This is a genomic window from Pseudomonas sp. R15(2017) (genome assembly GCF_002112685.1).
In the GTDB taxonomy this organism is placed as follows: domain Bacteria; phylum Pseudomonadota; class Gammaproteobacteria; order Pseudomonadales; family Pseudomonadaceae; genus Aquipseudomonas; species Aquipseudomonas glycinae.
In genome coordinates this window covers 187,915-201,878 of sequence record NZ_NEII01000003.1, presented here as the reverse complement: position 1 = coordinate 201,878, position 13,964 = coordinate 187,915, and the positions used below count along the sequence as shown (strand labels likewise).

At 61.5% G+C, this 13,964-nt stretch carries 16 protein-coding genes; 9 read left to right on the top strand and 7 right to left on the bottom strand.

The window, feature by feature from the left end; all coding sequences use genetic code 11:
* Position 1: 1 nt before the first annotated feature.
* Positions 2-1,447 carry a SulP family inorganic anion transporter gene (locus CAF77_RS07850; protein ID WP_064380641.1) on the top strand — a complete coding sequence of 482 codons (1,446 nt, stop codon included), beginning with the start codon at positions 2-4 and terminating at the stop codon, positions 1,445-1,447.
* A gap of 126 nt (positions 1,448-1,573) precedes the next feature.
* On the opposite strand, the gene CAF77_RS07845 is transcribed toward CAF77_RS07850, so the two are convergent.
* Complete coding sequence (locus CAF77_RS07845) at positions 1,574-2,098, bottom strand: carboxymuconolactone decarboxylase family protein (protein WP_064380639.1); 525 nt, start codon at positions 2,096-2,098, stop codon at positions 1,574-1,576.
* Between the two features lie 134 nt (positions 2,099-2,232).
* On the opposite strand from CAF77_RS07845, the gene CAF77_RS07840 reads away from it, so the two are divergent.
* Positions 2,233-3,054: an AraC family transcriptional regulator gene (locus CAF77_RS07840; protein WP_064380638.1), complete on the top strand. Its 822-nt coding sequence runs from the start codon at positions 2,233-2,235 to the stop codon at positions 3,052-3,054.
* A gap of 3 nt (positions 3,055-3,057) precedes the next feature.
* Here CAF77_RS07840 and CAF77_RS07835 read toward each other — a convergent pair whose 3' ends face one another.
* Complete coding sequence (locus CAF77_RS07835) at positions 3,058-3,951, bottom strand: DMT family transporter (RefSeq protein ID WP_085654283.1); 894 nt, start codon at positions 3,949-3,951, stop codon at positions 3,058-3,060.
* Between the two features lie 89 nt (positions 3,952-4,040).
* Between CAF77_RS07835 and CAF77_RS07830 the strand changes: the two genes are divergently transcribed.
* Positions 4,041-5,372 carry a PLP-dependent aminotransferase family protein gene (locus CAF77_RS07830; RefSeq protein WP_085654282.1) on the top strand — a complete coding sequence of 444 codons (1,332 nt, stop codon included), beginning with the start codon at positions 4,041-4,043 and terminating at the stop codon, positions 5,370-5,372.
* A 55-nt stretch (positions 5,373-5,427) separates the two neighbouring features.
* Positions 5,428-5,814, top strand: a complete 387-nt coding sequence (locus tag CAF77_RS07825; RefSeq protein ID WP_064384071.1) for a cytochrome c family protein — start codon at positions 5,428-5,430, stop codon at positions 5,812-5,814.
* Positions 5,815-5,914: 100 nt separating this feature from the next.
* Here the strand turns inward: CAF77_RS07825 and CAF77_RS07820 are convergent, their stop codons facing one another.
* Entirely contained in the window at positions 5,915-7,594 is a 1,680-nt protein-coding gene (locus tag CAF77_RS07820; protein WP_085654281.1) for a diguanylate cyclase, read from the bottom strand.
* Positions 7,595-7,768: 174 nt separating this feature from the next.
* Here CAF77_RS07820 and CAF77_RS07815 point away from each other — a divergent pair, with 174 nt between their 5' ends.
* Positions 7,769-8,104: a hypothetical protein gene (locus CAF77_RS07815; RefSeq protein ID WP_085654280.1), complete on the top strand. Its 336-nt coding sequence runs from the start codon at positions 7,769-7,771 to the stop codon at positions 8,102-8,104.
* A gap of 72 nt (positions 8,105-8,176) precedes the next feature.
* On the opposite strand, the gene CAF77_RS29485 is transcribed toward CAF77_RS07815, so the two are convergent.
* Both CAF77_RS29485 and CAF77_RS07805 read right to left on the bottom strand, forming a co-directional pair.
* Entirely contained in the window at positions 8,177-8,656 is a 480-nt protein-coding gene (locus tag CAF77_RS29485; protein WP_085654279.1) for a phage infection protein, read from the bottom strand.
* A gap of 126 nt (positions 8,657-8,782) precedes the next feature.
* Positions 8,783-9,349 (bottom strand): chorismate mutase, encoded by a 567-nt coding sequence (locus tag CAF77_RS07805; protein ID WP_064380628.1) that lies wholly within the window; start codon positions 9,347-9,349, stop codon positions 8,783-8,785.
* A 147-nt stretch (positions 9,350-9,496) separates the two neighbouring features.
* Here CAF77_RS07805 and CAF77_RS07800 point away from each other — a divergent pair, with 147 nt between their 5' ends.
* Entirely contained in the window at positions 9,497-10,852 is a 1,356-nt protein-coding gene (locus CAF77_RS07800) for an MATE family efflux transporter (RefSeq protein WP_064380626.1), read from the top strand.
* A 91-nt stretch (positions 10,853-10,943) separates the two neighbouring features.
* Complete coding sequence (locus tag CAF77_RS07795; protein ID WP_064380624.1) at positions 10,944-11,501, top strand: YceI family protein; 558 nt, start codon at positions 10,944-10,946, stop codon at positions 11,499-11,501.
* A gap of 6 nt (positions 11,502-11,507) precedes the next feature.
* On the opposite strand, the gene CAF77_RS07790 is transcribed toward CAF77_RS07795, so the two are convergent.
* On the bottom strand, positions 11,508-11,735 hold the full coding sequence (locus CAF77_RS07790) for a YXWGXW repeat-containing protein (RefSeq protein ID WP_064380622.1): 228 nt from the start codon (positions 11,733-11,735) through the stop codon (positions 11,508-11,510).
* A 183-nt stretch (positions 11,736-11,918) separates the two neighbouring features.
* Between CAF77_RS07790 and CAF77_RS07785 the strand changes: the two genes are divergently transcribed.
* A complete protein-coding gene (locus tag CAF77_RS07785; protein WP_011334900.1) occupies positions 11,919-12,605 on the top strand; it encodes a GNAT family N-acetyltransferase in 687 nt (228 codons plus the stop codon).
* A gap of 71 nt (positions 12,606-12,676) precedes the next feature.
* Here the strand turns inward: CAF77_RS07785 and CAF77_RS07780 are convergent, their stop codons facing one another.
* Positions 12,677-13,117, bottom strand: a complete 441-nt coding sequence (locus tag CAF77_RS07780) for a hotdog fold domain-containing protein (protein WP_011334899.1) — start codon at positions 13,115-13,117, stop codon at positions 12,677-12,679.
* Positions 13,118-13,273: 156 nt separating this feature from the next.
* On the opposite strand from CAF77_RS07780, the gene CAF77_RS07775 reads away from it, so the two are divergent.
* Positions 13,274-13,900 (top strand): TetR/AcrR family transcriptional regulator, encoded by a 627-nt coding sequence (locus CAF77_RS07775; RefSeq protein WP_085654278.1) that lies wholly within the window; start codon positions 13,274-13,276, stop codon positions 13,898-13,900.
* The last annotated feature ends 64 nt before the right edge of the window (positions 13,901-13,964 follow it).

Genomic DNA, 13,964 nt, shown 5'->3' with positions numbered 1-13,964 from the left:
CATGAAACCGATTCGTCTGCGCGCCGATGTCCTGGCCGGACTCACCACCTCGTTTGCCCTGTTGCCCGAATGCATTGCGTTTGCGCTGGTGGCCCACCTCAACCCGCTGATGGGCCTGTACGGCGCCTTCATCATTTGCACGCTGACCGCGCTGTTCGGTGGCCGGCCGGGCATGGTCTCCGGGGCGGCGGGTTCGATGGCGGTGGTGATCGTCGCGCTGGTGGTGCAGCACGGCGTGCAATATCTGTTGGCGACGGTGTTGCTCGGCGGCTTGATCATGATGGCGTTCGGGCTGTTGCGACTGGGCAAACTGGTGCGCATGGTGCCGCACCCGGTGATGCTCGGGTTCGTCAACGGCCTGGCGATCATCATTGCGCTGGCGCAACTGGAGCATTTCAAGAGCGGCGAGCAGTGGCTCAGCGGCACGCCGTTGTACCTGATGACCGGGCTGGTGCTGCTGACCATGGCCATCGTCTACATCCTGCCGCGCCTGACCCGCGCGGTGCCGCCGGCACTGGTGGCGATCCTCGGCGTCGGTTTGCTGGTTTACCTGTTCGGCCTGCCAACCCGCACCCTCGGCGACATGGCGCACATCGCCGGCGGTCTGCCGAAGTTTGCGCTACCGGACATCCCTTGGAATCTCGACACCCTGCGCATCATCGCCCCCTACGCGATTCTGATGGCGCTGGTCGGCCTGCTGGAAACCCTGCTGACCCTCAACCTTACCGACGAAATCACCGAAACCCGTGGCTACCCGGACCGTGAATGCGTGGCGCTGGGCGCGGCAAACGTGGTCTCCGGTGCATTCGGCGGCATGGGCGGTTGCGCGATGATCGGCCAGACCGTGATCAATCTGAGTTCCGGCGGGCGAGGACGGTTGTCCGGCGTGGTGGCGGGTGTGTTGATCCTGCTGTTCATTCTGTTTCTGTCGCCGCTGATCGAGCGCATTCCGCTGGCGGCGCTGGTGGGGGTGATGTTCGTGGTGTCGCAACAGACGTTTGCCTGGGCTTCGTTGCGGGTGCTGAACAAAGTGCCGCTCAACGATGTGCTGGTGATCATCGCGGTAACGACCATCACGGTGTTTACCGATCTGGCCACGGCCGTGCTGTGCGGGATCATCATCGCCGCGCTGAATTTTGCCTGGCAGCAGGCGCGCGAGCTCTACGCCGATGAGCATCTGGAAGCGGACGGCAGCAAACTCTATCGCCTGCACGGCACGCTGTTTTTTGCCTCGACCACGCCGTTCCTCAATCAATTCGACCCGTCCAGCGATCCGCAACGGGTGACGCTGGATTGCCGGCACCTGAGCTTTGTCGATTACTCGGCCATCGCCGCGCTGAAAACCCTGCGCGAACGCTACGCCAAGGCGGGCAAGCAGTTGCAGGTGTTTCACCTGTCCGAACGCTGCAAGAAATTGCTGAAACGCGCCGGGGTCGATCACGACTGACGCGTCCGACGCAGTACAAAATTCAATGTGGGAGCGAGCTTGCTCGCGATGGCGGAGTATCAATCGACAAAGATGCTGACTGATCCACTGCCATCGCGAGCAAGCTCGCTCCCACAGTTTTTTGCATTACGCTGGATTTTCGATGGCGGGGAAATCGATGTCGGTCAGTGCCGCGTTGTTCAGGTAGTTGGTGAGGGTTTGCGCGGCGACGATGGCGATCACTTCGATGATTTTCTTGTCGTCGATGCCGGCGGCGCGGGCGGCGGCAATCTGCTCATCGCTCAGATGACCACGGGTTTCGGTCAGTTGATGGGCCAGGGTGGCGAAAGCATTCAGCCGACCGTGACGCGCTTCGACGATTTCTTCTGCTGCCAGCCCGGCCTTGCTGGCGAACAGAGTGTGCGCCGCCAGGCAATAGTCGCAACCGTTGACTTGCGAGGTGGCCAGGTACACCGCTTCTTTTTCCTTGGCACTCAGGGATGTCTTGCCCAGGGTTGCCGAGATTTGCACGTAGGCATCCAGCGCGACAGGTGCGACGGCCAGGGTCTTGAACAGGTTCGGCAGGAAGCCGATTTTTTTCTGCACGCCTTCAAGCACTGGGCGAGTGGCGTCGGTGGCGGTTTCGAGGCTGAGAGGGGCAATGCGGCTCATGGTGATTCTCCGAAAGTCCGGTGCGAAGTGCGCCGGGGATGGAGTGAATGCTACGGAGCGCGGCTGGTGCTTTGGGTGCAAATCGTCGAGGATATGCGACAGATCGTCCAAACCTGCCCTTGCGAGAATCAGCCATGGATCGCCTTTCCACGTTGCTCAGCCATTTCGGTGTCAATGCCGGTACCTTTCACAGTGGCACGTTTTGTGGGGTGAGCGCCTACGGCGGCGATCAGGTGTGCGGGCATGTGCATTTGCTCCAGGCGGGAGAGCTGTTGCTCAAACCGGGAAACGATCCTGAACTCTTGCTCAATGAACCGACCCTGATCTTTTTCCCTCGCCCCATGGCCCATCGCTTGTTTGCCAACGAAGCCATGGGCACGCAACTGGTGTGCGCTTCGCTGACGTTTGACGGCGGCTCGGGCAATGCCCTGGCGGCGGCACTGCCGGATTACCTGGTGCTGAAACTCGCCGATCTGCCGGAAATGGCCAACACCTTGGAGTGGCTGTTCAAGGAAGCCTTCGACGGCCATTGCGGGCGAGAAGCGGTGATGGACCGGTTGTTCGAATTGCTGGTGATTCTGCTGCTGCGCCACCTCATCAGCAGTCGCAACCAGCAGCCCGGCATGATGGCGGGGCTGGCCGATCCGAAGATTTCCCGAGCCTTGAACCTGATGCACGAGCAGCCGGCCAAGGCCTGGAGCGTCGCCGAACTGGCAAGCGCGGCCAATCTATCCCGCGCCGGTTTTGCCGAACATTTCCGGCGGGTGGTGGGGCAGACGCCGGTGGATTATCTGGTGAACTGGCGGATCAGCCTCGCGCAGAAACGCCTGCGCGAGGGACGGCCGATCGCCCTGATCGCCGAAGAGGTCGGCTATGAAAGTCCCTCGGCGCTGGCCCGGGCGTTCCGGCGCAAGACTGGGCTCAGCCCGCGTGAATGGAAGGCCGGTGCGAGCTGAAGACTATCTGGCAAATTTCTTTGCCCCGGCCACGCACAGGATCACCCCCAGCGTGACGACCAGCATGCCCATGCTGACATGCTCGTGCAGCAACGTCGCGGCCAGTGCCAGACCGAAGAATGGCTGCAACAACTGCAACTGTCCGACCGCCGCAATCCCGCCCTGAGCCAGCCCGCGATACCAGAACACGAAACCGATCAGCATGCTGAACAGCGAAACGTAAGCCAGGCACACCCACGCCGACAGGCTGATACCACTGAACGAGGCGGGCGCCAGCCAGACACTCAGCACGGCCATCACCGGCAACGACAGCACCAGCGCCCAGCAAATCACCTGCCAGCCGCCGAGGGTGCGCGATAGTTTGGCGCCTTCGGCGTAACCGAGGCCGCAGGCGAGAATCGCCGCCAGCATCAGCAGATCCCCGGTGGGCGAAGCGGTCAGGCCTTGCGAAATCGCGAAGCCGACCACCAGCGAACTGCCCAGCACCGAAAAAATCCAGAACACCGGACGCGGCCGTTCGCCGCCACGCAGCACGCCGAAAATCGCCGTCGCCAGTGGCAGCAATCCTACGAATACAATCGAATGCGCCGACGTCACGTATTGCAGCGCCAGGGCCGTCAACATCGGGAAACCCACGACCACGCCCAGCGCCACAATCAACAACGACAACCACTGATCCCGCGCCGGACGTCGCTCGCGAAACAGCCACAACAGGCACAGCGCCAGGGCGCCGGCGATGGTCGCGCGGATGACGGTGAGGAACACCGGATCGAACTCCAGCACCGCCAGCCGCGTGGCGGGCAACGAGCCGCTGAAGATCACGACGCCGATGAAGCCATTGATCCAGCCGCTGGTTTTTTCCAGAGCCGGGGTGCCGAGGTAAGAGGTTCGTTCCATGGGTGTGGCGCTCGGAGGTGGGTTGCGTCGAATCGATCCTAGGGCTGAGAATCAAGACAATCAAAAAATTGTCATGGATACAGCCCTACATGCCGCGCTCCCGCTACAAGACCCTGGTCGACACCTTTGCGGCTGACATCCGCGCCGGCCGCCTGTTGCCCGGGACGCGTTTGCCGACTCACCGGCAATTGGCAGCCAGCGAAGGGCTGGCGCTGGTCACAGCCTCGCGGGTGTACGCCGAGCTTGAAGGGATGGGGCTGGTCAGCGGCGAAGCCGGGCGCGGCACGTTTGTGCGGGAAACGTCGTTGTTGCCGGGGCAGGGCATCGACCAGAAAGACGTCGCGGTGGGCATGATCGATCTGAACTTCAACTACCCGTCATTGCCGGGGCAGGCCGAGTTGCTGCGCACCGCGTTGCGACAGCTGGCGCTGTCCGGCGACCTCGAAGCGCTGCTGCGCTATCAGCCCCACGCCGGTCGTCAGCATGAAAGGGCCTCGGTGGCGCGGCACCTGCAAACCCGGGGCTTGAGTGTCGAGGCCGAGCAGGTGCTGATCGTCAACGGCGCGCAGCAAGGGCTGGCAGTCACGTTGATGGCGCTGTTCAAGCCCGGTGATGTGATCGCCGCCGACGCCTTGACCTATTCCGGATTCAAAGTGCTGGCCGAAGCGCTGCACCTGGAAGTGGTGGCGATTCCCGTGAATGAGCAGGGCCCCGATTTGACGGCCCTCGACAAACTCTGCCGCCAACGATCGGTGCGTGCGGTGTACAGCATGCCGACCCTGCACAATCCACTGGGCTGGGTGATGCCTTTGGAACAACGTGAGGGTTTGATCGCGATTGCCCGCCGACATGATCTGACGATCATCGAAGATGCGGCCTACGCCTTTCTGGTCGATAGCCCACCACCGCCGTTGGCCGATCTGGCGCCGGAGCGCACGGTCTACGTGTCGGGCCTGTCAAAAAACATCGCCACCGGCTTGCGTGTCGGCTTCATCGCCGCGCCGGTCGAACGGGTGGCAGCACTGGAGCGGATCATCCGCGCCACCACTTGGAACACCCCCGGGGTAATGACCGCCATCGCCTGCGGCTGGCTTGACGACGGTACCGTCACCCTGCTCGAAGCACAAAAGCGTAGTGACGCCCAGGCCCGGCAAGCTCTGGCCGCGCAGGTTCTCGAAGGCCTGCCGACTGTCGGCCATCCCTCTTCGTATTTCCTCTGGCTGCCGCTGCCGGAAGATGTTCGGGCCGACCATATCGTGGTCGAGTTGATGCACGAACAGGTTTCCGTCACCACCGCAGAACCCTTCACCGTGTCTGCTCATGTGCCCCACGCAATTCGCCTGGCGTTGGGATCGGTGGACATGCTTGCCCTGCGTCAAGCCTTGCTCAAAGTCCGCCACGTCGTGGGTGCCTACCTGTAGCGCAAGTGACCGCGCAGGATTACCCTTGGCGCCGCCGAAGACCTGGAAATCCCTGATGAAAAACGCTGCACTGACTTTCGCCCTGATCCTCAACGCTGGCCTGCTCAGCACACCCGTTCTGGCTGCTGGTGACGCTGAGGCCGGCGCAAAAATCTTCCCGCGTCTGTGCGGCGGTTGTCATCAAGTCGGTGAATCTGCCCGCCCGGGATTCGGCCCCGAACTCAACGGCATCATCGGCCGTCCGGCGGGGACGTCGGCGAATTACGTGTATTCCGATGCGATGAAAAACTCAGGCCTGACCTGGGATCGTGAAACGCTGACGAAGTATCTGAAAGATCCGAAAGGCGTGGTGCCAGGCACGCGTATGATCTTCTGGGGGCTGAGTGACGAGGAGAAGATTGATAATTTGTTGGCGTATCTTCAGACCTTTTCTCAGCAATGAAGCGTCTGTGCGGGAGCTGCGCGATGCAGTTCCCGTTCACTGTGAAGAACTGCCGGCAGCGATTGCCCGGTTGAAGACCAACATCTGATTCAATTGCAGGTCAGCCGAGTCCGGCCACTTCGGTGAGTGACGTCTGGCAGGCTACGCGATTACGACCCGCGGCTTTCGCCTGATACAACTGTTGATCAGCACGTTTGAGCAGTGCTGTCGGAGCATTGTCGGCCGGGTCGGCAAGGCCGACACCGATGCTGACCGTCACCGGGCCGACTGCTGGAAAGGTCGCTGCGGCAATTGCTGATCGAATCTTTTCGGCGACGATATCGGGCGTATCGGGCTTGGCGATTTCCGGCAGCAGCACCGCAAATTCTTCACCTCCGTAACGGGCGACGAAATCCGTGCTCCGGATGCTGATCTGGATCAGCTGCGCCAATTGCTGCAGTACGTCGTCGCCGGCCGCATGGCCGTGAGTGTCGTTGATGCGCTTGAAGTGATCGGCATCAATCAGAAGCAATGCAAACGGCCGCCCGGTACGACGGAACAGCAGGCTGTATTCGGTGAGTTTTTCGTCGAAGCGGCGGCGGTTGTAGACACCGGTCAAGCCATCGTGGGTGGCCAGGTTCAGCAGCTCGGCGTTAGCCAGGGTCAGGGCCGCCGTGCGTTGGGCGACGGTGGCTTCGAGCGAAGCGTTGGTCTCTTGCAGCTCACGCTCCTTGGCAAGCAGCGACTGGGTCATGGCATCGATGGACTGGCCGAGCTGGGCAATTTCCCGCACGGGATGCCGGAGCGGAAAGTACGCACCAGGCTGGTTGTTCTGCACTTTTTGCGCTGAACGCGCGAGGTGCTCGATGGGTCGGCTCAGGTACAGCGCCAGGTAATACGCAACCAGTCCGAATGCCACGGCGGCGAAAACCCCCAGCAACAGCAATTTATAAAACAGCAGTCGCGCCGGTTGCAGCGCAGTGTCCAGTGGTTGACGCACGGCAATCGACCACGACAGCGCGGTGCCCGTAGGCGTCGGCACAGTCACCTCGCTGGTCAGGTACCCGTTGCCGACGACCCAGCCCGGGGACTTCTGATCCTTGGCCGGCATTTGTTGACCAACCAGCGCTTCCGGGTACAGCACCTTGCCGTCGTGATCGATGATCAGCGCTTCGATATCCGGCTCCGCCCCCTTGTGCGACATCGCTGCCGATTCGACGATGTGCGTGACCCAGCTCCAGTGCGCATGGGCGCCGAGCACACCGATCACCTGGCCATCGGCGTTGCGGATGGGCGCGGCGAAGTCGATGAAGCGCAATGGCTCGCCGTTGGGCAGACCCGGCAACAGTTTCGCCAACAAAACGGCTTCGTGTGGATCGCCGGTGTATTCCCCGCGCAGACCGGCCTGAAACCACGGGCGCTGTTGCACGACCTGACCGACCAGCAAACCGTTGACTGCCTGATGCACACGCCCCTGAGCATCGGTCACCCCCATCCACGCATACTCGGAGCGGGCCTCGGTGCGCAGCTGCATCGATTTGAGAATTGCCGGATTGTCCAGATCGCCGCGTTCCAGATGCGGCGCCCGGCTGAGCAGATAGACCTCCAGTTGCCGCTCGCGCAACTGCTCGCCCAGCAGCGTCGCCGCCGACCGCGCGGTACTGAGCAGCGCATTGCCGCTGGCGCGTTTCATTTGTTCAGTGGCGATATCACCGACGTAAAAGCCCACGCTCAATAGCGTCAGCAGAGACAAACCGGCAAACCAAAGGGTCAGGTGGCTGCGCAGACTGGCTTTGAGCATGGAGAAATGTCTGTTTTTATTGAAGTGGCGCCATGGTATGCGACATCGCGGACGGGCTGCCAGCAAGGCGTTTAATGAAAATCTGCCGAGACTGATATCAATGAGCCACTTCGTTCGATAAAGTGTGCGCCGCCCGAGAGACGGATCCCGGGCGTTTACCCATGGAGTCTCGCAGTGAAATACCTCAGCAAAGTAGTCGCCGCCGCACTGTTCGGTGTGGTTCTGGCAGGTTGCACCGGCACCCCGATGAGCACCAGACATTACGACAGCAGCCAATACACCGTGATTGGCCACAGCGAAGCCACCGCCACCGGCCTGATGCTGTTCGGCGTGATCCCGATCCGCCAGAACAGCCGTTTCGTCCGTGCACAGGATGCCGCGATCAAGGCCAAGGGCGGCGACGCCATGATCAATACTCAGATTCAGGAAAACTGGTTCTGGGCATGGGTCCTGAGCGGCTACACCACCAAGGTCTCCGGTGACGTGGTCAAGCTGAAAACCGTTCAATAAGCACCGGTTGGACGTGAAAAAGCCCGGCTGATCAGGCCGGGCTTTTCTTTGTGTTGCGGTAAAACAGCGGAGTTACGCTACGCGGCGTTCCAACAGACGATCCGAGCCACCTTCGGCAACGCGGCGTTCTTGCAGACGATCAGCGCCACCTTCGGCAACGCGGCGCTCTTGCAGGCGATCAGCGCCACCTTCAGCCACACGGCGTTCTTGCAGGCGATCAGCGCCACCTTCAGCAACGCGGCGTTCGATCAGACGATCAGCACCACCTTCAGCAACGCGGCGTTCGATCAGACGATCAGCACCACCTTCAGCAACGCGGCGTTCGATCAGACGATCAGCGCCACCTTCAGCAACGCGGCGTTCTTGCAGGCGATCAGCGCCACCTTCGGCAACGCGGCGTTCCAGCAGACGATCCGAACCACCCTCAGCCAAGCGACTTTCAATCAACCGATCCGAACCGCCTTCGGCGATCATGGTGTGGGCGGGTTTGGCTGCAAAAGCGTTGACTGCAAGAACCGAGAAAGCGATGCCGAGAAGGATTTGGCGTTTCATGATCGTGTGCTCCAGGGGTGTTGTTTGTTGGGTATGGAGCCGATGTTACGCCGCGGATTTTTTATGAGAACTTCATTGAGCTGATGGTGACTATCGACGCCAGCAATGAATGCCGGAACCCTTGTTCTAGGGCGCCAGCGGCCGAATGCACAGTTCTCCGGTGGCGCGGGTCAGGGCCAGATCATGCAGCGCATCGCGGGTCAGACCGGCGCGAGCCTTGGCCAGCCACGCCGGGCAGTTCGGGTCGTGGCGGTAGGGCGCGAAGTCGGCGTATTGCTGCAACAGTCGGGTTTGCAATTCATCCAGGCGCGGGCGAATCTGCCTGCCCAGATCCGGGCGCGGCGTGTCTGGCGCGGCACCGGCTGCCTGCCACTGTGCGAGCAAACCGTACTGCACCAGTTTGTTGGCCTCCATCTGTGCGGCGATCAACTGCGCGACGTCTTCCGGATCGAGCTTGCGTTCGGCGGCCAGCTTGCGGGCGTTGTCGATCACCTGCGCCTCACGGGGACTGTCCTGGATCGGTTTGCCGCTGTCCCATTTGGTCAGGGCGACGAGGTCGCCGATGTTCAGGCGTTCGTTCAATGTGTTCACCAATCCTTGCACCACCTCGGGCGAGGGGGCGGGAGCGGCGTGGGCAGTCGTCGCCAGAACAGTCAATAAGGTGCAGCTCAGAAGAAACGAGGAATGGCGCATGGGAGGGGTTCACTTCCTGTCGTGATGGGGAGGCTATGCACATTGGTCGAGGTGCAGATTACGAAGTTTTAATGCAAACCGGTACGACCTGAACGGCATTGCATACCTTAGACTCTGTCATCAGCTCCCACCCGAGACGGACCCTCAATGCAAACCCCCGCCCATTCGGCCCTCTGGAAAACCTACCTGCTGTTCCTGGCCCCGATGGTGCTGTCGAACTTCCTGCAATCGATGTCGGGCACGGTCAACAGCATTTACATCGGCCAGATGCTCGGCACGCAGGCGCTGGCGGCGGTGTCCGGCATGTTTCCGATCATCTTTTTCTTCATCGCGCTGGTCATCGGCCTGGGCGCCGGGGCAGGGGTGTTGATCGGTCAGGCGTGGGGCGCGCGTGAGTCGCACATGGTCAAGGCGATTGCCGGGGCGACTTTGCTGCTGGGGGTATTGATCGGGCTGGTGGCGGCGGTGCTGGGCAGTGTGTTTGCGCGTCAGGCCTTGCAGGGTTTGGGCACGCCGGCGGATGTGCTGGATGATGCGGTGGCCTATGCGCGGGTGATGATGTGGACCTTGCCGGTTGTGTTGGTGTACGTGCTGTTCACCCAGTTGTTGCGTGGGGTGAGCGATACGCTGTCGCCGATGCTGGCGCTGCTGCTGTCGACCGTTGTCGGGCTGGCGCTGACACCAGCGTTCATTCGCGGCTGGATCGGCTTGCCGCAACTGGGCATTCAGAGCGCGGCAATTGCGGGTCTGGTCGGTACGCTGACGTCGTTGGCGTGGCTGTCATGGCGCCTGATTCGCAAGGGCCATCCCCTGGCGCCGGATCGCGAGTTTTTCGCGGCGCTGCGACTGGACGGCGCGATTCTCGGCAAGGTATTGCGCATCGGCCTGCCGACCGGGGTGCAGATGATTGTGCTGTCGCTGTCGGAGCTGGTGATCCTGGCGCTGGTCAACCAGCATGGCTCGCAGGCGACAGCGGCCTATGGCGCGGTGACGCAGATCGTCAACTACGTGCAGTTCCCGGCGCTGTCGATTGCGATCACCGCGTCGATCCTCGGCGCCCAGGCGATCGGTGCCGGGCGGTTGGAGCGAATGGGCTCGATCCTGCGCACCGGGCTGTGGATCAACGTGTGCCTGACCGGTGGCTTGATCCTGTCGGGTTACCTGTTGTCGCACTGGTTGCTGGGGTTGTTCCTGACCGAAGATTCGACCCGGGCGATGGCCGAGCATCTGTTGCACATCATGTTGTGGAGCCTGTTGATCTTCGGTTTCCAGGCGATCATCGGCGGCATCATGCGCGCCAGCGGCACGGTACTGGTGCCGGTGGGCGTGGCGATCATCTGCGTGCTCGGTGTGCAGTTGCCGGCGGCCTACTGGCTGGACGGGCAGTTTGGTCTGCAGGGTGTGTGGATGGCGTTTCCGATCGCGTATCTGGGGATGCTGGTGTTGCAGACGCTGTATTACACACGGGTCTGGAAGCATCAGAAGATCGAGCGGCTGGTGTGACGAAGCGTTTAGGGTCGCCATTGGCGGGGCTGGCGCAAGTGACGGATGTTTGCTTAAGTCATTCGAGGCCCATCGGGCACCGGAGCATTGCATGTCGATTCGATTGTTGTTGGCGGCCGCGTCTTGCCTGACCTTCATCCCTGCTGCGGGTGCGGTGGAGTACACCCGGGTCAACACCACCGCCAGCCAGATCAGTTTCACTTACAGCCAGATGGGCTCGCAGATGTACGGCACCTTCGGCAAGTTTGACGCGACGCTGGATTTCGACACCAACAACCTCGCCAGTGCCCGCACCACGCTGCACATCGACCTCACCAGCATCGACGCCGGCAGTGAAGACGCCAACACCGAGTTGGTGAAACCGGCGTGGTTCGACACCGGGCAGTATCCGGTGGCGGTGTTCCAGTCGACCCGCTTCAGCCCGGCCGGCGCCAACCGTTATCTGGTCGACGGTCACCTGACCCTCAAAGGCATCACCCGTGCGGTGCAGGTGCCGGTGCAACTTAAACCCGACAGCAGCATCGGCATCTTTGACGGCGAACTGGTGCTCAAGCGCGACGAGTTCGGCCTCGGCGCGGGGGAGTGGGCGGACACCGTGGTATCGAAGGATATCGACATCAAGTTCAAGGTCGTTGCCCCCGCGCAGTGACTGGCCTCAGTACGCTCGCCAATGCCCTGGCATCCAGCGCCATTGGTTGCCGGCCCAGCGGTAATGCCCGGCAACCCAGTGATAACCCTGCGCAGGCATGACCGGAACCACTTCGACGATCGGTGGTGGCCGATGCGGGCGAACCGGTTCGACGACACAGCCCGACAGGGTGATCGCCACCAGCGCGGCAGCGAGCAAGCATTTCATGGTTTTCGCGCAACGCAGAACGTTCATGGCAACTCCTCAAGGCCTGCGTCGGAAAATGAACGCAGCTGAAAAATTGGACGCCAAATCGGCGAAAGATCCGTTCTCGGGCAGATGAAATTTTTGTCAGGCTTGCACAGGGTATGATGTCGCGGTTCGCCGGTCGCTCAACCCGCCCGGCAACTTGTGTTTTACCGTTGGAGTCCGCCCGCCATGCCCCGCATCACCCATTACAAGTCCCCTTGCCCCGAAGGCGTCAACAGTCAGATCCTGCAAATGGTGGTCGACTATCTCACCGACATCAGTGCCGTCGGGCTGGGCCCGAGCAATCTGCTGTACAACGTCTATCAGTACGCGGTGGGCTACGAGGTGCATCTGTATCTGGAGGCGTTGAACGGCGAGAAGGGCACCGAGGTGGAACTGCTGGTCGCCACCGACGACGATGATCCGGAGCAGGTGGTCGGCTTCCTGTTGTACCTGCCGGTGCAGGGCGATTGGGAGGCTTGCAACGTGGCCTACCTGGCGGTGCGCGAGGGGCATCGGCGTCAGGGCGTGGCCCGTTCGTTGATCGCGGACATGGTGGCGCGTTACCCCCATGCCGAGCTGACCTGCAGCGTCGGCAAGGTGCCGTATTTCGAGGCGCTGGGCTTTGAAGTGCTGGGCCAGCTCGAAACGCAGGTGCTGATGAGTACCCGGCATTACCGCAGCAACGGGCTGCGCGGTTTTATCGACACGACGCCGATCTACCGTTCACTGGAAGTGCAGCAGATCCACACCTACTTGCTGCAAAAACACGGCAAGCGGGCAATGCTCGATGCCGAGAAACAGCGCGACCGGCATCTGGATCAGGTCACCCGCCGCACTGAAGAATTTGTCCGCCAGCGCCTGACCGTTCACTGATTCTTTCTCTCTGAAACGACAAAAGCCCTTGTTGCGATCTGCGCAACAAGGGCTTTTTTGTGCCGGTGATTTCAGGACAGTTTCACGTTCATGGTGATCCGCGCTGTAAACACTTTCTTGCCTTCGGCGTCGTGGACATCCACCGGCACGATCTTGTCGCCTTCGGTCTGCCAGTCCAGCCCTTCACCATTGGCCACGGCGGTCACGTCGGTCTTGGCCTTGGCCAGGTATTCGACAGTCATGCCCTTGGGAATCCAGCGCGCGCCGGCGGGAATCGACACGTCGGTCATCATCCCGGCTGCCAGTTCGGCGGCATTGCACAAGGCGATGGCATGCACGGTGCCGAGGTGGTTGGTGATCTCGCGGCGAAACGGCACTTGCACCTGCGCGGAACCTGCCCGTAACTCGGTCACCAGCGGATTGATGGTGCTGAAGTACGGCGCGACCTGGCAGGCCATCTGGCTGAACGCCTGGGAACCGACACTGTTGAACATGCTGAGAAACTGACTCATGGATGAAGCCTCGCGGTTAGGGGATTTACAGAATCATGTTCCGTTACAGAATATTATTCTGTAACGGAACGGTATTCTGTTCGCGGGAAATCTGTCAACCTGTGCGTGTTTCGATCACCGGCACGGATGTGCCCTTAACTTGGATTTTCAAGGCCCATGGACACCGCAGATCTCCTCGAACGCAGCTACCCCGGCCGCCGCGCCGAACTCAAGCGCGACATCTTTCGCAAAGCCCTGCGCCTGTTCAACGAGCAGGGCATCGAGGCCACCACCATCGAAATGATCCGTGCCGAGTGCGACACCAGCGTCGGGGCGATCTACCACCATTTCGGCAACAAGGAAGGGCTGGTGGCCGCGCTGTTCTTCACCGCGCTGGAGGATCAGGCGCGCCTGCGCGACGCCTATCTGGCCGACGCGACGACCACCGAAGAAGGCGTGCAGGCGCTGGTCTACAGCTACGTGGATTGGGTCGAGAATCAGCCGGAATGGGCGCGGTTCCAGTATCACGCGCGCTATGCCGTGACCCGTGGCCCGCACAAGGATGAGCTGGCCGAGCGCAACAAGACCCGCAACCTGGGCCTGCGTACCTGGCTGGCCGAGTCCGGGCGCATGACTGAGCTCAATGAGTGCCCGGCCGAACTGTTGCCGTCGCTGATCGTCGGGCAGGCCGACAGCTATTGCCGCGCGTGGCTGTCCGGGCGAGTGCAAGGCAGTCCGAAGGCGTATCGCGAATTGCTGGCCCAGGCCACTTGGCGCTCAATCCGTCGCGAACCCGAACGCTGATTTTCAGAGACAAAAAAAGAGCCTCAAGACTCTTTGATGGGGAGGAAGTAGAGCCCGCGAGGCT